The 19927-nt window shown below is 69.7% G+C and carries 15 protein-coding genes; 11 read left to right on the forward strand and 4 right to left on the reverse strand.

Going from position 1 to position 19927, the window contains the following annotated elements; genetic code table 11:
• Positions 1-39: 39 nt before the first annotated feature.
• On the reverse strand, positions 40-3501 hold the full coding sequence (locus MME74_RS16710) for a proline dehydrogenase family protein (RefSeq protein ID WP_267416231.1): 3462 nt from the start codon (positions 3499-3501) through the stop codon (positions 40-42).
• A gap of 135 nt (positions 3502-3636) precedes the next feature.
• On the opposite strand from MME74_RS16710, the gene MME74_RS16715 reads away from it, so the two are divergent.
• From MME74_RS16715 to MME74_RS16750, 8 genes are all read left to right on the forward strand, one after another.
• On the forward strand, positions 3637-4545 hold the full coding sequence (locus MME74_RS16715; protein ID WP_267416232.1) for a LysR substrate-binding domain-containing protein: 909 nt from the start codon (positions 3637-3639) through the stop codon (positions 4543-4545).
• 69 nt (positions 4546-4614) lie between these two features.
• Entirely contained in the window at positions 4615-5628 is a 1014-nt protein-coding gene (locus MME74_RS16720) for a transporter (protein WP_267416233.1), read from the forward strand.
• Between the two features lie 102 nt (positions 5629-5730).
• A complete protein-coding gene (locus MME74_RS16725; RefSeq protein ID WP_267416234.1) occupies positions 5731-6318 on the forward strand; it encodes a nitroreductase family protein in 588 nt (195 codons plus the stop codon).
• Positions 6319-6390: 72 nt separating this feature from the next.
• The gene (locus tag MME74_RS16730) at positions 6391-8682 is read left to right on the forward strand and encodes an excinuclease ABC subunit UvrA (RefSeq protein WP_267416235.1); all 2292 of its coding nucleotides are present in this window, start codon (positions 6391-6393) and stop codon (positions 8680-8682) included.
• A gap of 115 nt (positions 8683-8797) precedes the next feature.
• Positions 8798-10309 (forward strand): APC family permease, encoded by a 1512-nt coding sequence (locus MME74_RS16735; protein ID WP_267416236.1) that lies wholly within the window; start codon positions 8798-8800, stop codon positions 10307-10309.
• 516 nt (positions 10310-10825) lie between these two features.
• Positions 10826-11374, forward strand: coding sequence for a hypothetical protein (locus tag MME74_RS16740; protein ID WP_267416237.1), 549 nt, complete (start codon positions 10826-10828; stop codon positions 11372-11374).
• 121 nt (positions 11375-11495) lie between these two features.
• Entirely contained in the window at positions 11496-12344 is an 849-nt protein-coding gene (locus tag MME74_RS16745) for an aminotransferase class I/II-fold pyridoxal phosphate-dependent enzyme (protein ID WP_267418604.1), read from the forward strand.
• The gene (locus tag MME74_RS16750) at positions 12341-13648 is read left to right on the forward strand and encodes a hypothetical protein (protein WP_267416238.1); all 1308 of its coding nucleotides are present in this window, start codon (positions 12341-12343) and stop codon (positions 13646-13648) included. The genes MME74_RS16745 and MME74_RS16750 overlap by 4 nt, the downstream gene beginning before the upstream one ends.
• Before the next feature lie 18 nt (positions 13649-13666).
• Here the strand turns inward: MME74_RS16750 and MME74_RS16755 are convergent, their stop codons facing one another.
• Both MME74_RS16755 and coaBC read right to left on the reverse strand, forming a co-directional pair.
• Positions 13667-15889, reverse strand: a complete 2223-nt coding sequence (locus MME74_RS16755) for an ATP-dependent Clp protease ATP-binding subunit (protein WP_267416239.1) — start codon at positions 15887-15889, stop codon at positions 13667-13669.
• A gap of 127 nt (positions 15890-16016) precedes the next feature.
• Positions 16017-17216, reverse strand: a complete 1200-nt coding sequence (coaBC, locus tag MME74_RS16760) for a bifunctional phosphopantothenoylcysteine decarboxylase/phosphopantothenate--cysteine ligase CoaBC (RefSeq protein WP_267416241.1) — start codon at positions 17214-17216, stop codon at positions 16017-16019.
• 67 nt (positions 17217-17283) lie between these two features.
• Between coaBC and MME74_RS16765 the strand changes: the two genes are divergently transcribed.
• Positions 17284-17985 (forward strand): NRDE family protein, encoded by a 702-nt coding sequence (locus tag MME74_RS16765; protein WP_267416242.1) that lies wholly within the window; start codon positions 17284-17286, stop codon positions 17983-17985.
• Positions 17986-18012: 27 nt separating this feature from the next.
• Here MME74_RS16765 and MME74_RS16770 read toward each other — a convergent pair whose 3' ends face one another.
• Entirely contained in the window at positions 18013-18987 is a 975-nt protein-coding gene (locus MME74_RS16770) for a GlxA family transcriptional regulator (protein ID WP_267416243.1), read from the reverse strand.
• A gap of 86 nt (positions 18988-19073) precedes the next feature.
• On the opposite strand from MME74_RS16770, the gene MME74_RS16775 reads away from it, so the two are divergent.
• Positions 19074-19235: a hypothetical protein gene (locus MME74_RS16775; RefSeq protein ID WP_267416244.1), complete on the forward strand. Its 162-nt coding sequence runs from the start codon at positions 19074-19076 to the stop codon at positions 19233-19235.
• 70 nt (positions 19236-19305) lie between these two features.
• On the forward strand, positions 19306-19914 hold the full coding sequence (locus tag MME74_RS16780; protein ID WP_267416245.1) for a hypothetical protein: 609 nt from the start codon (positions 19306-19308) through the stop codon (positions 19912-19914).
• The last annotated feature ends 13 nt before the right edge of the window (positions 19915-19927 follow it).

The raw sequence follows: 19927 nt of genomic DNA on the forward strand, positions 1-19927 counted from the left end.
CGCGCAGCAGGGGGCTTCTTCGTCCGTGCGAAGACCGGGTCAGATCACGCCGTCGGCGAGGGTGGTCGGGTTGCCGAAGCGGTGGTTCGTGATCGACACGGCCTGCTCGTGCAGGAACGGCAGCATCTCGACACGGCCGGCACCGGTCACGGCGTGCGACCACACGGCCACGTCCGGCGAACCGTCGAGCGCCTCGAACAGCGCCGCGGCATCGCCGCCGACCAGACGGACGCGGTGCCACGTGCTCGCGGCCTTGGCGTAGTGCTTGGTCCACGCGGCATCCGACTCGTGCTTCACCGTCACACCGTGCGCCCGCAGCGCCTTCTCGATGCGCGAGGGCAGGGCCGGAGCCGACACCGTGAACGGGCTGCCGCTGCGCAGGGCGGCGGCGAGCACGCGGATGCCGTCCGCGAGGGGCGCGTGCTCGGCGATGCGCACGTCCACCGCGACCGGGCGGTAGCGGAAGAGGTTGCGCTCGACCCCGAGGCCGGACTTGTCGCTCACGGCTCCGAACTCGTCGACCCAGGCGCGCTCGTCGGATGCCGCGGCGCGGTGCAGCCAGTCGGACTCGGTCGCGTCGAGCTCGGTGGCCGCGGCGTCGAGCAGTGCGCCCACCGCGGGGGCCACGGCCGCTTCGGGCGCGACCGCGGGAAGCTCCGCCGGAGCCCAGTCGCCGAGGCCGAAGAGGTAGTTCGGGCCGCCGGCCTTCGCCCCCGCTCCGACCGCCGAGCGCTTCCAGCCGCCGAACGGCTGACGCTGCACGATCGCCCCGGTGATGCCGCGGTTCACGTACAGGTTGCCCGCCTCGACGCGGTCGAGCCACGTGCCGACCTCGTCGGAGTCGAGCGAGTGGATGCCGGCGGTGAGACCGTAGTCGACCGCGTTCTGCAGGCGCAGGGCCTCGTCCAGGTCCTTGGCATGCATGATGCCGAGCACCGGGCCGAAGAACTCGGTCAGGTGGAAGTACGAGCCCTCGCGCACGCCGGTCTTCACACCGGGCGTCCACTGCTTTCCTTCGTCGTCGAGCTTCCGCGGCTCGACGAGCCAGCGCTCGCCCCTCTCCAGCTTCGTGAGCGCCGTGAGCAGCTTGCCGTTCGCCGGCTCGATGATCGGGCCCATCTGGGTGGCGGGGTCGTCCGGCAGCCCGACGCGCATCGAGGTCACGGCATCCACCAGCTGGCGCTCGAACCGCTTCGAGTCGGCGACGGATCCGACGAGGATCGCGAGCGAGGCCGCGGAGCACTTCTGCCCGGCGTGCCCGAATGCGCTGCGCGCCACGTCCGCGGCCGCGAGGTCGAGGTCGGCGGAGGGGGTGACGATGATCGCGTTCTTGCCGCTGGTCTCGGCGAGGAGCGGCAGGTCGGAGCGGAACGAGCGGAACAGCTGCGCCGTCTCGTACGCGCCCGTGAGGATCACGCGATCCACCGCGGGGCCGGCGACCAGGCGCGTGCCCAGGTCGCGCGAGGCCAGGTCGACGAGCGCGAGCAGGTCGCGCGGAACGCCGGCAGCCCACAGCGCCTCCACCATCACGGCGCCGCAGCGCTGGGTGAGCTTCGCGGGCTTGATGATGACCGCGGAGCCGGAGGCCAGACCCGCGAGCACACCACCCGCGGGGATGGCGACCGGGAAGTTCCACGGCGGGGTGACGACCGTGACCTTCGACGGCACGAACTCGGCGCCCGAGACGGTCTCGAGGTCCTTCGCGCGCTCGGCGTAGTAGTGCGCGAAGTCGATGGCCTCGCTGATCTCGGGATCGGCCTCGGCGATGGTCTTGCCCGCCTCGTGGGCCATGATCTCGATGAGCTGACCACGGCGTGCGGCGAGCTCGTCACCGGCGCGGTGCAGCACGGCGGCACGGTCGGCGGCCGGCAGCGCGGCCCACTTCTCGGCGGCGACGGTCGCGGCGGCGAAGATGCCGTCGAGCTCGGCATCCGTCTCGACCTTGGCGATCGCGATGGTGTCGAGCCCCAGCGTCGAGCTCACCGAGCGGGCGAGGATCTCGCGTCCCCAGGTGCGGTTCGCGCCGAGCGCCGGGTCGGTGTCGGCCTGGTTCTCGAAGCCGGTCGTCGTGCCGGCCGGCGCCTCCGCCGTGCGGTCCTGCACGCGGTGGGATGCCGGCACCGAACGGTCGAGCTCGAGGGCGGCGAGCGAGCGCTCGAAGCGCTCCCGCTCCCGGGTGAGGAGCGTCGGGTTCGAGGCCAGCTCGAACACGGCGGACATGAAGTTCTCGGGGCTGGCGTTCTCCTCGAGACGGCGCACGAGGTACGCGATCGCCACGTCGAACTCGGCCGGGTTCACGACCGGCGTGTAGAGCAGGAGACGACCGACGTCCTTGCGGACGGCCTCGGCCTGCCCGGTCGCCATGCCGAGCAGCATCTCGTACTCGACCAGCGGGTCCGCGCCGGACGGGTCGGCCACGCCGCGCGCCTGGGCGAGCAGCCAGGTGTACGCGATGTCGAACAGGTTGTGGCCCGCGACGCCGATACGGACGGCGTCGAGGCGCTCGGGCGTCATGGCCCAGTCCAGCACGCGCTTGTAGTTGGTGTCGGAGTCCTGCTTGGTGCCGTAGGTCGCGAGCGGCCAGCCGTGGATCGCGGCGTCGACCTCCTCCATCGCGAGGTTCGCTCCCTTGACGACGCGCACCTTGATCGGCGCTCCGCCCTTCGCCCGGCGGGCGGCGGCCCACTCCTGCAGGTGCTGCATGGCGCCGAGGGCATCGGGCAGGTAGGCCTGCAGCACGATGCCGGCCTCGAGGCCCTCCAGACCCGGCTGGTCGAGGATGCTCGTGAAGGCCGCGATCGTCAGGTCGAGGTCGCGGTACTCCTCCATGTCGAGGTTGATGAACTTGGCCTTGCCCTGGGCCTCGGCCTGGGCGGCGAGCTCGTAGAGCGGGGTGAGCTTCTCGACGACATCGGCCACGGCCTCGTCGAACGACCACATAGACAGCTGGCTCACGACGCTGGAGACCTTGATCGACACGTAGTCGACGTCGTCGCGGGCGAGGAAGTCGCGGGTTCCCTGCAGACGGTGCCCTGCTTCACGCTCGCCGAGCACGGCCTCGCCGAGGAGGTTGAGGTTGAGGCGGTTGCCGCTCTTGCGCAGCTTCGCGATCGCGGGGCCGAGCTTGGAGGGCGTGGCATCCAGCACGAGGTGCCCGACCATGGCGCGCAGCACGCGGCGCGAGATCGGCACGACCACGCCGGGGAGCTTGGGCGCCCAGAAGCCGCCGGTCTTGATCGCGGCGCGCAGGTAGCCGGGCAGCAGCGACGGGGTGATGTCGCTAAGCTCGGCGAGCTTGCGACCCGCGACGCGCAGGTCTTCCGGCCGCATCACGCCGTCGACGAAGCCGACCGTGAACGCGAGTCCGTTCGGGTCCTTGAGCACCTCGGACAGGCGCTGGGCTGCCGGCTCGACGGGGTGGGTCTCACTCTCGACGAGCCAGCGCTGCACGAGGGCGGCGACGTCTTCGGTGCGGGGGGTGGTGTCATCGATGACAGTCATGGACGGGAACCTTCCAGGCAGGAGCACACCGGGGTTTCGTGTGCGGCTGGATCATTGTCCTGCGGCTCGGTAGGCTCCGTCTATCAACCGATTTGCGTGGATTCTGTTCACTCAAGCTGAACGAAGGATACGACCGTGCTGGACGTGAGTCGACTGCGGATGCTCGTGGAGCTCTCCCGCCGCGGAACGCTCTCCGCCGTCGCCGACGCCCTCTCCTACAGCAAGGCCTCGGTGTCGCAGCAGCTGAGCGCGCTGGAGCGCGATGTGGGCGTGCCACTGCTGCGTCGGGTCGGGCGCGGCGTGCAGTTCACGCCGCAGGGGAACGTGCTGGTCGCCGAGGCCATCGGCATCCTCGATCAGCTCGAGCACGCCGAGGTCGCCGTCGCGGAGTCCCTCACCGAGGTGACCGGCACCGTGCGCATCGCGGTGTTCCAGTCGACGGCGCACTCACTGCTCCCCCGCGCACTCGAGTCCCTCAAGGACCGGCATCCGGCCCTGCGCGTCGAGGTCACCGAATGCGACCCCGAGACCGGACTGGTCGGCGTCTCCAGCCGCGACTTCGACCTGATCCTCGCGGAGCAGTACCCGGGCCGCACCCGCCCGATCCACGCCGACCTCGACCGGGTGGTGCTCGCGCACGACGCGATCGCGCTCGCCCGCCACCCGGGGGCCGCCGCGCATGACGACGCCCTCGCCGCCCTGTGGGCCACCCGCGAAGAACCCTGGGTGCTCGAACCCGCCGGCACGGCCTCACGCGCCTGGGCCGAGCAGCTCTGCCGCACCGCCGGATTCGAGCCCGACGTGCGGTTCGAGATCGCCGACCTGACCGCGCACGTGCGGCTGATCCACGCGGGTCTCGCGGTCGGGCTGCTGCCGGATCTGGTGTGGGCCGGCGACACCCCGACGGTCGACCTGGCGCCGCTCCCCCATGATCCGCGCCGCGAGATCTTCTCCTCCGCACGGCGGGTGTCGGCGGACGCCCCTTCGATCCGCGCCGTGCGCACCGCGCTCGCGGACGCCGCCTCGCACAACCTCCCGGCCTGAGCGGCGGGAGGCCGCACGGCGAGCAGCGCGGCGGGGAATACGAAGCGTCGCCCGGCGCTTGACCGTCATATGACACGTGACGTTCTACCTGCCACTCCCGACTCGGCGGCCACCGTCACGCGACTCCCGTTGAACACGTTCGCGATCTCCCTCGGGATCGCCGGCGTCGCGGAGACGTGGACGGCGGCGACCCCGGTGGCCGGGATCCCGCCCCAGGTGGCGCAGGTCTTCTGGGCGCTGTCCGCCGCGTCGATGGTCTGGCTCCTCGCCGCGCATGCGACGCGCGGGCTCCGCAGCGGATCGCCCCTGCGGGAGCAGCTGCGCCATCCGATTCAGGGGCCGTTCGCCGCCATCGTCCCGATCGTCGGGATGCTCCTCGGCAGCGACATGGTCCCGTGGTTCCCCGCGGCCGGCCGGATCCTCGTGATCGCGTCGATGGTCGTCGCGACCGGATACGCCGGATGGCTCGTCAGCACCTGGACCACCGGGGGGATCGAGCTCGCCGCGATCCACGGCGGCTACTTCCTGCCGACCGTCGCCGGCGGCTTCGTGGCCGCGAGCGCCGCCGAGACGATCGGCCTGCGCGGACTCGGCTGGGCGGCCTTCGGCATCGCCTCGCTGTTCTGGGTGGTCATGACCGCGCTCGCGCTCGTGCGGATGCTCAGCCGACCCCCGCTCCCGGACGCGCTGGTGCCGACTCTCGCCATGGTGATGGCTCCGCCGGCGGTCGGCGGGCTCGCGCTGTTCGCCCTCACCGATCAGGTCTCGTCTCCGCTGTCGCTCGCGTTCGCCGGCCTCACGGCGATCCTCGTGGTCGCCCAGCTCGCCACACTTCCGCGCTATCGGCGGCTGCCCTTCACGCTGGGGTTCTGGTCGTTCACGTTCCCGGTGGCCGCCGTCGCTTCGTACGCGATCGCGTGGCTCGAGGTGGGAGCGGTGCCCTTCGCCGGAGGCATCGCCCTCGCACTCGCCCTCGCGGTGACGGTGCTCGTCGCGGCGATCGGCGCCCGCTCGCTCTCCCTCGTCCTCGCCGCGCGCGCGAGGGGCCGCGTGGGCGCGACGGGCTCCCCGCACGGAGTGTGACGGAACATGTCGCCCTCAGGGAATATGCATGCACATGCATCTGTTGGGCCTCGATGTACCCGGACGATGGAGTCCGACCCACTCCTTCCGAAAGGCACTTCCGTGAGCACTCCCGTCATCGACCGCACCGCACCGACCGAGCACCCCGTCCTCGACGTCCTCGCCGGCCGTTGGAGCCCCCGCGCCTTCGACGCGCAGAACTCGATCGACGAGGCCAAGCTCGCCACCGCGCTCGAGGCCGCCCGCTGGACCCCCTCCGCGAACAACACGCAGCCCTGGCGCTTCATCGTCGCCCGCCGCGGCACGGCTCTGCACGCGCAGGTCGTCGACGCGCTGATGGGCTTCAACCAGGCCTGGGCGGGCAACGCCGCCGTGCTCGTCGTCGCGATCGCCGAGACGGCCACCGCCGACGGCACCCCGATCACGCACGCCCTCTACGACCTCGGCCAGGCCGTCGCGCACTTCTCGGTGCAGGCCCACCACGACGGCCTCGTCGTTCACCAGATGAGCGGCTTCGACCCGGAGGTCGTCCGCGAGTTCGCCGACCTCGAGGCCCGTTTCGTACCGACCACGGTCTTCGCCCTCGGCGAGTTCGGCGACGTCGCCACGCTTCCCGAGGTGCTGCAGGAGCGCGAGGTCGCCCCGCGCGTGCGTCGCCCGATCTCCGAGACGGTCGTCCTCAGCGCCTGACCTCCGCGCTCTCGACACCCCTCTTCGCGAACGGGGCCTCCGGATGTCCGGGGGCCCCGTTAGCGTTTCCGGATGGACTCCCTCCGCATCACCGGAGCGCGGACGAACAACCTCCGCGACGTCTCCGTCGACGTCCCCAAGAAGCTCCTGACCGTCTTCACCGGCGTCTCCGGCTCGGGCAAGTCGTCGCTCGTGCTCGACACGATCGCCGCCGAGGCGCAGCGGCTCGTCAACGACTCCTACTCGACCTTCATCCGTGCGCGGCTGCCGCAGCTGCCCGCGCCCGATGTGCAGGCCATGGACGGGCTGACCTTCACGGTGCTGATCGACCAGCGCCGCTTCACGGGCAACGCGCGCTCGACCGTTGCCACCGCGACCGACCTCGCCTCGCTCGTGCGCCTGGTGTTCTCGCGCATCGGATCACCCTCGGCCGGGTACTCGCCCGCGTACTCCTTCAACGACCCGTCCGGCATGTGTCCGACCTGCGAGGGCCTCGGCACGGTGTACGACATCGACATCGACGCGCTGATCGACCCCGAGAAGAACATCGACGAGGGGCCGGTGCGTTTCAGCCTGTTCCGCCCCGGCGTGTATCGGTGGAAGCGCTTCGCCTACTGCGGACTGTTCGACCGCGAGAAGCCGCTCAAGGACTACACGGCCGAGGAGATGGACCAGTTCCTCTACGCCGACCGGCTCAAGCTCGACGACCCGGATCCGCGGTTCCCGCAGAGCGCCCGGTTCGACGGCGTCATCACCCGGATGCGCGACGTGTTCCTGAAGCAGCGTCCGGTGAAGATGTCCGCCTCCGTGCGCGAGGAGCTCGACCGGCTGGTCACCCACCACACCTGCCCCGACTGCCACGGCGCGCGGGTGAACGAGGCGGCACGGGCGAGCCTGATCGACGGGCGGTCCATCGTGGACTGGATGCGGCTGCCGGTGGCCGAGCTGCATGCACTGCTCGAGGAGTTCGACGACCCGCGGGTGGCGCCGGCGGTCGAGGGCATCCGCCACGTGCTCGACGCCCTGCTCTCGGTCGGCCTCGGCTACCTCACTCTCGACCGCGAGTCGGCGACCCTGTCCGGCGGCGAGGCCCAGCGGGTCAAGATCGTGCGGCATCTCGGCAGCGCGCTGACCGACGTCACCTACGTGTTCGACGAGCCGAGCACGGGCCTGCATCCGGCCGACATCCAACGGCTCGTCGCCCTGCTGCAGCGCCTCCGCGACGCGGGGAACACGATCCTCGTCGTCGAGCACCACCCGCAGATCATCGCGGTCGCCGACCACGTCATCGACCTCGGCCCCGGTGCGGGTTCGGCCGGCGGCATCGTGCAGTTCCAGGGCGCACCCGACGATCTGCGCCGCAGCGACACCCTCACCGGGCGCCTTCTCGCGGAGCCGCTGCACCTCGCGACGTCGACCCGTCCGGCGCACGACAGCGTCACCGTGGAGAACGCCCGCTCGCACAACCTCCGCGGGTTCGACGTCGACATCCCGCTCGGGGTGCTCACGGCCGTCACGGGGGTCGCCGGTTCGGGCAAGAGCTCCTTCGCGACCGTGGAGCTGCCGCGTCGGCATCCGGAGTTCACGGTCGTCGGACAGGATCCGCTGCGCGGCGGGGCGCGGTCGACGACGCTGAGCATCCTGCGAATCGCCGACACCGTGCGCGGGGTCTTCGCCGCGGCCTCCGGCCTCGACCCGTCGTGGTTCAGCTTCAACTCCCGCGGCGCCTGTCCGACCTGTCGCGGGCGCGGACACATCACGACGGAGCTCGCCTTCCTCGACGACGTCTCGCTGCCCTGCGACGCCTGCGGAGGCCTGCGCTTCAACCCCACGGCTCTCGAGGTGCAGGTGGACGGTGCCTCGATCGCCGACGTCCTGGCATCGACGCCCGCCGAGGTGAGCGCCCTGTTCGCCTCGCACGACGATGTGGTGGCGGCGCTCGACTGGGTGCAGCGCACCGGGCTGAGCTACATCCCGGTCGGACGCTCGCTCGACACCCTCTCCGGCGGGGAGAAGCAGCGGCTGCTTCTGGCCCGGCACCTGAGCGACCCGCAGCGCGATCGCGCCGACCGCATCATCCTGGACGAGCCGACCTCCGGCCTCCATCCGAACGACGTCGACACGATCAACCGCCTGTTCGACGACCTGCTCGACGAGGGGGCGACGCTGGTCGTCGTGGAGCACAACCTGCGGGTGGTCGCGCGCGCGGACCACATCATCGACATCGGTCCGGGCGCCGGGTCGGACGGCGGCCGCCTGATCTTCACCGGTACCCCGGCGCAGATCGTGCGCGACACCGGCTCGCTCACCGGCCGCGCCCTCGCAGCCGCCTCTGCATCTGCCTCTGCACCCGCATCCTCCTGAGTTCCCGCCTCACTCCCCGCTCCCCGTCGCCCGCACCGCCGCGGGTCCGACGGAATATGCGACCGGGCATGTTTGTGAGGGGTGCGGCGCGATGCCCCGACCTACAATCGTCGGCATGGCAATCCAGCGCAGGGTCAAGTCCGTCGAACAGTCGATGGCGGAGACGCACGACGAGAAACGCTCCCTGAAACGCTCCCTCGGCGTCTGGGACCTCGCGGTCATGGGCGTCGCGGTCGCCGTCGGCGCGGGCATCTTCTCGGTCGGCGCCGAGGCGTCGGCGCGGCACGCCGGCCCGGCCGTCATCATCTCGTTCATCATCGCCGCGGCCGTGTGCGGACTCGCGATCCTCTGCTACGCCGAGTTCGCCTCGTCGATCCCGGTGGCGGGCTCCGCCTACACGTTCACCTACTCCACGCTCGGCGAGTTCCTCGCCTGGATCATCGGCTGGGACCTGATCCTCGAGATGCTCATGGCCTCGGCCGTGATCGCGAAGTACTGGGGCGTCTACCTGGGCGACGCGGTGTCGCTGTTCGACCTGCAGATCCCGATGACCCTCCACCTCGGACCGCTCAGCTTCGACTGGGGCCCGGTCGTGATCGTCGCGATCTTCACGCTGCTGCTCGCCCTCGGCACGCGCCTGTCCAGCCGCGTCAACAGCGTCTTCACCGTGATCAAGGTCGCGATCGTGCTGTTCGTGATCGTCGTCGGACTGTTCTTCGTCAAGGGCGCCAACTACTCCCCGTTCGTGCCGCCGGCACAGGAGGGCGCAGCATCCGAGAGCGTCTGGACGCAGTCGCTGTTCTCGTTCCTGACCGGCGCCGACCCGTCGATCTACGGTGTCTTCGGCATTCTCAGCGGTGCGGCCCTGGTGTTCTTCGCGTTCATCGGCTTCGACGTCGTCGCCACGAGCGCGGAGGAGACCAAGGACCCGAAGCGCACCGTCCCGCGCGGCATCATCCTCGGTCTCGTGATCGTGACCGTGCTGTACGTGCTGGTCGCGATCGTCATCACCGGCATGGTGTCGTACACCGAGCTCGCGAAGCTCGACGAGCCCTCGCTGGCGAGCGCGTTCGAGCTCGTCGGTGCGACCTGGGCGGCGCAGGTGATCGCGATCGGCAGCCTCGTCGGCCTCACGACCGTCGTCATGGTGCTGCTGATGGGCCTCGCCCGCGTCGTGTTCGCGATGAGCCGTGACGGCCTGCTCCCGCGCTCGCTGAGCGTGACGGACGCGAAGCGCGGCACGCCGATCCGCATCCAGCTCATCGTGGGCGTCGTGATCGCGATCATCGCCGGCTTCACGGATGTGCAGGTGCTGGGCGACATGATCAACATCGGAACGCTGTCGGCCTTCGTGCTGGTGAGCATCGGTGTGCCGATCCTCCGCAAGACCCGCCCCGACCTGGAGCGCCCGTTCACGGTGCCGCTGTCGCCGTGGCTGCCGTGGATCTCGGCGCTCGCCTGCTTCTGGCTGATGCTGAACCTCAGCACCGAGACCTGGGTGCGCTTCGCCATCTGGCTCGCGCTCGGCCTGGTGATCTACTTCGCGTACTCGCGGCGGCACTCGCTGATCGGGCGGGAACTCGAGAAGGACGCGCTCGGCGGGCTGCACCGCCCACCCCTGCGCTGACCCCGCCTCGCGCACAACACGACGAAGGGCCCGGCACGCATGACGTGCCGGGCCCTTCGTCGCGGGGTCGGGAACGTCGCGGACGTCGCCCGCGCTTCCGCGGTCCAGCGCGCCCCACCGAACCGATACTCCAGCACTTTCGTCACACGCAGCCTTCCTCCGCAAGGCTCGACCCTTTAGCCTCATATGACTGCTATATGAATCCAAACGGCATAGAAAGCCGTCATCGAGATCTGCGTGGAGGCCACGTTGCAACAACTCATCGAACGCGTACTGGCTCTGAAGATCGAGGAGATCAAGAGAGTCGACATGGATTGCTGCGTCGTCGTCGGCTGACGGCGCGGTAGACCACCCATCCAGAAGAAGCACACCACCCCACCCACACCAAGGAGAAATCATGGACAAACTCATCGACCAGATCCTGGCGGACAAGCGCACCGAGGCGAAGAACGCGGAGACCAGCTGCTGCGCCGCGCCCGCGCCGGTCGAGCTCTGACGAAAGCAGGCGAAGGAACGATGGCGCCCCAGATTCCCCTCGACGCGGGATATGCGATGACGGTGATCGATCGCATCGATGATTCGAATCGCGACACGGTCGAGCAGCAGTTCGTCGAGTGCCTCAAGTTCCTTGCGATCACCTCCTCGACCTCCGGGAGACGCATCGCCGTCATCCCGGAGGTCGACCGGGTCTGGCACGAGCTGATCCTCCAGACCGTCGCCTATGTCCGCCTGTGCGCGAGTCTGCCGGGGAAGCAGTTCTTGCACCATGAGTCCATCTCGCCGACCGGATACTACGACCGCGTCGGTGATCGAGAGTTCGTGCGCGAGTTCGTGCAGTGGATTCCCGATTACGTCCAGAACTTCGGACCATTCACGGAACGCAGCGCCGCGCTGTGGACGGTCACCGGCTTCTTGGAGAGCGAGATGGGCATGTCTCTTGCCGAGATCAACGCCTTCGGGCGCGAAGAGAGCGCGGAAGTACTCCTTCCCCACGACTCACCGTGGCTTCTCCTCGGTACGCACACGCACATCTCAGAGCTCCTGGAATCAGATCCGTCGGAGTGACGAAGGTCAGAGCTGTCCGATGAACTCGCTCGCGCATGTGCTTGAGCCCCCCAGCGGCGGGAGCTTCGCGCTTCCGGACATGACACCCTCCAGCGACTTTCAGCGGAAGATCCTCGATCGGATGAGCGCTCTTTCGTGGAACCGCTATCCGTCTGTCTCCGCGGAGGTCCTGCGGAGGACGCCCTGGGACTTCTCTGCGAGTGGTGCCACGACGATCTTCGCTCGAGGGGCAGAGCAGGCAATCCTCGAAGTCCTCCGGTCATGCGCTGCTCGACGCGTCATCATTCCCGAATACTCCTACCCGGGATACGCGAGAGCGTGCAGCTCTATCGGCGCGCAGGTGACCACCTACCGTGATGAAGCTCAACTGCTGGAGATGGCTCAGTCGCCTTCCTCCGTCGAGACGGTGATGGTGATCACCGTTCCGGGCAACCCCATCGACACCGCACAACCGATGACGGATGTCCGGAGCGGCGATCCGAGGGTTCATCTCCTCGTCGACGCCGCCTACGCGGTGCCCTTCGGAGATGAGTTTCGCGCGACCGTCTCGTGGTGGCTGGAGCGTGGAGCGGCCGTCGCCTTCACGTTGTCCAAGCTGGCCTGTCTCGCCGCCACCCGTTTCGGCGGCGTCATCCGACCGAGCGGAGCATTCCCGCGACTGCAGCAGGAACAGAAGTACTGGGATCTCCTCTCGACGGCGGTGATCGACGCCTTCGGTGACCCGCGCATCGTCGCAATGGCATTGGCCTGGAGTCGCGCGCAGCAGGCGATCGGCGCCGATCTGGTGAAGCGGATCGAGGTGGCACACATTCCGGTTTTCGGCCGTGGCGGTGGCTGCTTCGCCACGGTGCCGTTCGCCTCGATACCGCCCGAGATCAGGGTCGATCTGAGCGCAAAGGACTTCAGTGATGTCTGGACGCGCATCGATGCCTCCCGGCACAACATCGCCGTCCTGAGAGGCCGACGGTGAGCCTACGAGGAATCCGGCAGGACCTGTCCCGCGTGCTGAAGCACGCGACGCCCATGATGCTGGCGCAGGTCATCCCGCTCGGCGCCTCGTTCGTCCTGCTGGCGGTGGCTCTGGCCGTGGGACGAACCGACTTCGCCGCCATCATCGGCACGACGGCGACCATCAGTGGGCTCGGGACCCTCATCAACGTCGGCGTCGGGATCGGGACCCTGCGTGATCTGGGTCAGGCGCGCACCGATCCCGCCCGGATCGCGGACGCCCTCGCCGGCAACCTCCGCCTCGCGTCGGCGGTGTCCTTCCTCGTCGTCGCGATCAGCGCCGTCGCGGGCGTCGCCCTCAGCTCCGCCTCACCGCCCGACTCGACCCTCGTGGTGGCACTCTGGGTCGCGCTGGTCGTGCAGCTTCCGGCGAACGTCCTGTCGTCGCACACCAGCGTGCTCTCGGCCGCCTTCCAGCACCTCGGCCGCGAGAAGGACAACCTCACGATCAACCTCACCCGATCGCTGGTCGGTCTGGCCCTCGGCGTGGGAATCGTCCTGCTCGTCCCGGATCCGCTCCTCGCCATCGCGCTGCAGTCGGCGCTCGCCTCACTCATGGTCCTCGCCATGCTCGTGGAACGTCGGCGCCGACTGGTCCGAGCCGGAGTCCGCGTTCGCCTCCTCCGCGCGCCCGACTTCTCGCCTCGACGCATCGGGGATCGAGTCCTCAACTCTCTCGACGGAGCGGTCTTCCTGCTGCTGTTCATGTTCGCGCAGACGATCGCGGCGAGCATCTCGGTGGGCGTCGCCGCCCAGGTCGCCGCCGGCGTCGCGCTGTGCCGGACGATCATCATCCCCCTGAAGATGATCGGACAGACCGCCGGCCGGATGAGCCTCCAGGATCGCGATCGAGGCTCGAACCATCTGATCGCGTCGTTCGCAGCCGTCGGGATCTTCGTCGTACCGGCCGCAGCGGCGCTCCTCCTGCTCGCCGCCGTCGGCGTGAGCCCGGTGGGCGATGCGACGCTGAGCGTCCTCATCGCCGTGCAACTGCTGCTGGAGCCCTTCTCCGGATCGCTCTTCGCCTATCTGAAGGTCGTCTTCGGCGCCACCGCCGGTCTGCTCGGGCTGATCCTCACGTACCTCGTGCTCGCCCCGGCAGTGCTGCTCGCCTGCCGGTTCCTCGCGCCCGATGCCGCGGCGCTCTGGACCGGCCTCGTACTCGTGCGGTTCCTCTTCAGCGTCTCGAACGCCGCAGCGCTCCGCGCGCGATCACGCCGGGATCGCAGGAACCGGGTGGGAACCAGTCGAGCCCCGCTCGCCTGACTCCCACCCGACACACGATCAGTCGTCGAGGAGCTCCGCCTCGATCACCTCGTCCTCGTCCGGCTCGTCCGTCGGAACGGGCTCGGGCGCGGTCGAGGTGAGCACCAGTCCGGTGCCGTCGGCCGCCATGTCGACGCGCACGGTGTCGCCATCGTGCACGCCGCCGGAGAGCAGCGCGGTCGCCAGCTTGTTCTGCACCTCGCTCTGGATGAGGCGGCGCAGCGGCCGGGCACCGAACATCGGGTCGTAGCCGCGCTCGGCGAGCCACGACCGGGCGTCCGGCGTGACCGCGAGGGTGAGCCGGCGGTCCTTCAGACGCTTGTGCAGCTGGTCGATCGACAGTTCCACGATCTGGGCGAGGTCGTCCTCGCTCAGCGCCGAGAACATCACGATGTCGTCGAGGCGGTTCAGGAACTCCGGACGGAACGCCTGCCGCACGAGGGCCATGACCTGGTCGCGCTTCTCATCGGGTGCGAGCACCGGGTCGATGAGGATCGGCGAGCCGAGGTTCGACGTGAGGATCAGGATCACGTTCGAGAAGTCGACCGTGCGCCCCTGACCGTCGGTCAGACGTCCGTCGTCGAGCACCTGCAGCAGCACGTCGAACACCTCGGGGTGCGCCTTCTCGACCTCGTCGAGCAGGATCACGCTGTACGGGCGACGACGCACGGCCTCGGTCAGCTGACCGCCCTGCTCGTAGCCGATGTACCCCGGAGGCGCACCCACGAGCCGCGAGACCGAGTGCTTCTCGCCGTACTCCGACATGTCGATGCGCACCATGGCGTGCTCGTCGTCGAAGAGGAACTCCGCCAGCGCCTTGGCCAGCTCGGTCTTGCCCACGCCGGTCGGGCCGAGGAACAGGAACGAACCGGTCGGGCGACCCGGGTCGCTGATGCCCGCGCGCGAGCGCCGGACGGCATCCGACACCGCCTTCACGGCGTCCTTCTGGCCGATCAGGCGCTTGCCGAGCTCGTTCTCCAGGTGCAGCAGCTTCTCACTCTCGCCCTGCAGCAGACGTCCGACGGGGATGCCGGTCCACGCGGCGATCACGGCGGCGATGTCCTCGTCGGTGACCTGCTCGTTGACCATGCGGGGTTCCGCGGGGGTCGCGGCTTCGGCCTGCTCGGCCTCGGCGATGTCGCGCTCCAGACGCTTGATGGTCTCGTACTCCAGCTTCGAGGCCTTCGTGTAGTCGGCGTTGCGCATGGCGAGGTCGCGCTGCGTGATCGCGTCGTCGAGCTGCTTCTTCAACTCACCGACGCGGTTCAGGCCCTGACGCTCGCGCGCCCAGCGGGCTTCGAGCTCGGCGAGCTGCTTCTCCAGGCCGACGAGCTGCTCGCGCAGAGCGCCGAGGCGCTCCTTGGACGCCGCGTCCTTCTCCCGCTTGAGCGCGAGCTCCTCGAGCTTCATCCGGTCGACCTGGCGCTTGAGCTGGTCGATCTCGACCGGCGAGGAGTCGATCTCCATCTTGAGCCGCGACATCGATTCGTCGATCAGGTCGATCGCCTTGTCCGGCAGCTGCCGCGCGGGGAGGTACCGGCTCGACAGCGCGGCTGCCGCGACGAGCGCACTGTCGGAGATCGTGACCCCGTGGTGCGCCTCGTACCGGCCCTTGAGGCCGCGGAGGATCGCGATCGTGTCCTCGACCGTGGGCTCGCCGACATAGACCTGCTGGAAGCGGCGCTCGAGCGCGGCATCCTTCTCGATGAACTCGCGGTACTCGTTGAGCGTGGTCGCGCCGATCAGACGCAGCTCGCCCCGGGCCAGCATGGGCTTGAGCATGTTGGAGGCCGCGACGGAGCCCTCGCCACCGCCGGCGCCCATCAGCACGTGCAGCTCATCGATGAACGTGATGACCTGGCCGTCGGACTCGGTGATCTCCTTGAGGACCTGCTTCAGCCGCTCCTCGAACTGCCCGCGATACATGGCACCGGCCACGAGGGCGGAGATGTCGAGCGTGACCAGCTCCTTGTCCTTGAGGGACTCCGCGACGTCACCCGCGACGATGCGCTGGGCGAGCCCCTCGACGACGGCGGTCTTTCCGACGCCGGGCTCACCGATCAGCACGGGGTTGTTCTTCGTGCGGCGGGTGAGCACCTGGCTGACGCGACGGATCTCGCTGTCGCGTCCGATCACGGGGTCGAGCTTGCCCTGCCGTGCACGATCGGTGAGGTTGATGCCGAACTGCTCGAGGGCGGACTGCTGGTCTTGATTCTGGTTACCGGTCTGCGGGGTGGTCATGCGCTCCTCCTGGAGATGCTCCTTCTGGTCGTCTCCCGCCTTCCGGATCGGGAGGCGGGGTCAAAGTTGAGTCTTGTTGACTCAAGTTTAGCACTCGCCGAGTTTCTCCTCCAGTCCGCGCCTCCCGTCAGCGCTCCCGCACGATCGCGTCCCAGATCGCGGACGCGACAACGCGCTTGGACCCCGATGCGGTCGCCGACACCGCACCGCCGGGGCCCAGGATATGGACGGCGTTCTCCGCGCTCTCGAAACCGCGCTCCCAGCCGACCTCGTTCACCACGAGCAGGTCGACACCCTTGCGCTGCTGCTTGCCGCGAGCGCGCGCGAGCAGCTCGGCCTCATCCTCCGGAGTCTCCGCCGCGAAGCCGACGACGAGCTGACCCGGGCGGCGCGCCGAGGCCAGGGCCGCGACGATGTCCTCGTTCTCGATCAACTCGATCGCGGGGACTCCCCCGCCCTCCTTGGTGAGCTTGCGCTCCGAGACCGCAGCCGGGCGGTAGTCGGCGACCGCGGCGGCCATCACGACCACGTCGGCCTCGACGGCCTCCCGCTTCATCGCGTCGGCGAGCTCGGCCGCGGCCCCCACGACCACGACGCGGATCGCGGGATGCCGTACCGCGGCGAGCACGTCACCCGAGATGTTCGCCGACACCAGCGTGACCTCGGCTCCGCGGGCGGCGGCCTCCGCGGCGAGCGCCGCACCCTGACGGCCGCTGGAGCGGTTGCCGAGGAAGCGCACCGGATCGATCGGCTCGCGCGTGCCGCCCGCCGAGACCACGACGCGCACGCCGGCCAGATCACCCGGGGTCAGCAGCGCCTGTGCCGCCGCGAAGATCTCCTCGGGCTCCGCCATCCGCCCCGGGCCGCTGTCGCCCCCGGCGAGCTCCCCGTCGGCCGGACCCACGAGGTGCACGCCGCGCTCGCGCAGCGTCGCGATGTTCGCCTGCGTCGCCCGGTTCCGCCACATCTCCGCGTGCATGGCCGGGGCGATCAGCACCGGCGCCTCGGTCGCGAGCAGCGTGGTGCCGAGGAGGTCGTCGGCGAGGCCCGCGGTGATCTTCGCGATCGAGTTCGCGGTGGCGGGCGCCACGATGACGAGCTCCGCGGCCTGCCCGAGCGCGACGTGCCGCACCTTCGCCACGTCCTCGTGCACGCTCGTGGTGACCGGGTGGCGGCTGATCGCCTCCCAGGTCGGCAGTCCCACGAAGCGCAGCGCATCTTCGGTGGGCACCACGGTCACGTCGTGCCCACCCTTCGTGAGCAGGCGCACGAGGTGCACCGTCTTGTACGCGGCGATGCCGCCCGTGACTCCGACGACGATGTTCACGTCTCGATTCTGCCCCAGCATCCACCCGCTCGGGCCGACGTCTTCCGCTCGACCTAGACTTGAGCGCGTGTGCACGGTCGTGATCGATGTCGAGGATGCCGGATTCGCACGACTGCTGGCCGTGCGCGACGAAGACCCGCTACGGGCCTGGGATTCGCTCGGCACCTGGTGGCCGGAGGACTACCCCGGAGTGATCGGCATCCGTGATCGCCGCGCGGGCGGGGCGTGGCTCGCGGCGAACCCCGCCGAACGCCGGCTGGCCGTGCTGCTCAACCGTGCGGACGTGCGCGACCTGACCGACGGTCATGCCGTCTCCCGCGGCTCCCTCGCCCTCGAGTCGGTCCTCGGCCGCTCCCCCGTCGCGCCGCTGCAGATGCACGGCTTCAACCTGCTCGAGGTCGGCCCCGAGGGCGCCCGGGTGCTGTCCTGGGACGGCGTCGAGCTGCGGGAGACCCCCATCGTCCCCGGCACGCACATGATCGCCCACGACGACCTCGACGATGCGACGACCCCGCGGATCGCGGCCTGGCTGCCGGAGTTCCGCTCGCTCGGCCCGACTGCGGACAGTGCGGACTGGACGACGGAGTGGACCGCACTGCTCGCGGCATCCACCGAGCTCCCGCCCGAAGACGACCGCGCGATCATCCGTGACAACCGCCCGCACGGCTACTCCACGCAGTCGCTGCTCTACTGCGTGGCCTCGGTGACCGCCGAGGGCGTCGAGGTGCGCGACGTGGCCCTGCCGTCGCCCGCCCACTGGACCGAATAGCCGCGGGCCCCGAGTCAGGCGCCCGGATCAGGCGGCCGGCACCGCCGAATCCTCGGCGCAGGAGAACCGCGCCCGGTAGGCGGTGGGCGTGAGCCCGAGCACCCGGGCGAAGTTCTGCCGGAGCACGGCCGCCGACCCGAAGCCGCATTCGTCGGCGATGTGCTCGAGCGGGAGGTCGGTGCGCTCCAGCATCCGCTGCGCGTGGATGATGCGCTGCCGCGCGAGCCAGGCCGCGGGCGTCGCCCCGTACTCGGCCTTGAAACGTCGGGCGAAGGTGCGCGGCGACATCAGCGCCCGGGCCGCCAGCTGGTCGACGCCGAGGTCGTCGCGCAGATGCTCGACCGCCCAGTCGGCGACGGCCGCGAGGGAGTCCGTCGGGACGACGGGGATCGGCCGATCGATGAACTGCGCCTGACCGCCGTCGCGCTGCGGCGGCACGACCATCCGGCGGGCGATGCGGTTCGTGAGCTCGGCGCCCACCTCCTGGCGGAGCAGGTGCAGGCAGGCGTCGATGCCGGCGGCGGTGCCCGCGCTCGTGATGATCTTGTCGTCCTGCACGAACAGCACGTCGGGGTCGATGTCGATCTGCGGGTACATGTCGGCCATGACGTGCGCGTACATCCAGTGCGTGGTCGCGCGACGCCCGTCGAGCACCCCGGCCGCGGCGAGGATGAAGGAGCCGCTGCACACGCTCATGACCCAGGCGCCGCGAGCGACGGCATCCCTCGCGACGTCGAGCAGGAGCGGATCGATGTCGCCCCAGCTCTCCCGGGGCACGGGGCAGAACACCACGAGGTCGGCCTCGTACGCGAAGGACAGGTCGTGCTCGACGTTGACCGAGAACCCGATCTTCGATCTCACGACGCCCGCGCGGGAGGCGACGATGCGGAAGTCGAAGTTCGGAACCCCGTCGTCGGCGCGGTCCAGACCGAACGCCTCGCAGGCGACACCGAACTCGAAGGGGGCGAACCCGTCCTGGATCACGCAGGCGACCGTCTTCATGCACACTCCCCGATTGGCAGTTTTCATACGTTCATCGTCTTGTCTGCCACTCGTGGCGGTTCGGCATCGAACGTAGCGTTTCTGCCATGGTACTCCTCATCGCACTCATCGCCCTCATCGTGTGGGCGGCCGTCGCCACCGTCATCGAGCTGCGCCGTGACGGCTACCGCCGCAACCCCACCGATTGGAACCGTCTCGCCGGCCGCGACATCACCCAGCAGGCCGAGTCCGGGCACGGCTACCGCTGATCTCCTGCCTCCGCACGAGAACGGGCATCCTCCCGTGCGCCTCATGACCGCCGGGGCTACGCTCGTCGACATGAGCGACCCCCAGCAGCCTCCCGTGCCGTCGTCCGCGCAGCCGACCCCGCAGGCGCCGGCCGCTCCGCATCTACCCGCGGAACCGCAGTATCCGGCGGGGACGCATGACCTCGGCGCCACCCTGTCGACGGCCGCGCCGCAGGCCCGACCCGCCGCGCCCGGCGCACCTCAGGCGTATCCGACCGCGCCGCCGCCGGGGTATCCGACCGCAGCCCCCGTGGCACAGGCGTTCACGCCCTCCGCTCCGGGATATCCGGGGCCGTATGCGGGGCCGTATGCAGCGCCGGCACAGGCGCGCGGCGGCAACCCGCTCGGACGGACAGCTTTCGTCATCGCGGTGGCCACCTTCGCCATCAACCTGATCGCCTCGCTCGCGCGACCGCTCGTCTACAGCGGCACGGGCGGATACGAGTTCATGCTCGTCATCGACAACGGGATCGGGTTCTTCAGCTTCTTCGGCTACGCGCTGGCACTGGTGCTCGGGCTGATCGCCGCGCGTCGCGCCGCATCGCGGCTGCTCACCGGCATCGCGATCGGCATCGCCGGAGTCGGGGTGATCGGAGTTGCCTTCACGGGGGTCATCATGGTCGCGCTCCGCTACTTCTGAGGCGGCTCAGCAG

This window comes from Microbacterium oxydans (assembly GCF_026559675.1).
Taxonomy (GTDB): domain Bacteria; phylum Actinomycetota; class Actinomycetes; order Actinomycetales; family Microbacteriaceae; genus Microbacterium; species Microbacterium oxydans_D.

Bases quoted from the DNA above. Each gene is read 5' to 3' on its own strand.
- MME74_RS16710 (WP_267416231.1), bottom strand. From the start codon at position 3,501: ATGACTGTCATCGATGACACCACCCCCCGCACCGAAGACGTCGCCGCC.
- MME74_RS16720 (WP_267416233.1), top strand. From the start codon at position 4,615: ATGACACGTGACGTTCTACCTGCCACTCCCGACTCGGCGGCCACCGTC.
- MME74_RS16730 (WP_267416235.1), top strand. From the start codon at position 6,391: ATGGACTCCCTCCGCATCACCGGAGCGCGGACGAACAACCTCCGCGAC.
- MME74_RS16735 (WP_267416236.1), top strand. From the start codon at position 8,798: ATGGCAATCCAGCGCAGGGTCAAGTCCGTCGAACAGTCGATGGCGGAG.
- MME74_RS16740 (WP_267416237.1), top strand. From the start codon at position 10,826: ATGGCGCCCCAGATTCCCCTCGACGCGGGATATGCGATGACGGTGATC.
- MME74_RS16745 (WP_267418604.1), top strand. From the start codon at position 11,496: ATGAGCGCTCTTTCGTGGAACCGCTATCCGTCTGTCTCCGCGGAGGTC.
- MME74_RS16755 (WP_267416239.1), bottom strand. From the start codon at position 15,889: ATGACCACCCCGCAGACCGGTAACCAGAATCAAGACCAGCAGTCCGCC.
- MME74_RS16770 (WP_267416243.1), bottom strand. From the start codon at position 18,987: ATGAAGACGGTCGCCTGCGTGATCCAGGACGGGTTCGCCCCCTTCGAG.
- MME74_RS16775 (WP_267416244.1), top strand. From the start codon at position 19,074: ATGGTACTCCTCATCGCACTCATCGCCCTCATCGTGTGGGCGGCCGTC.
- MME74_RS16780 (WP_267416245.1), top strand. From the start codon at position 19,306: ATGAGCGACCCCCAGCAGCCTCCCGTGCCGTCGTCCGCGCAGCCGACC.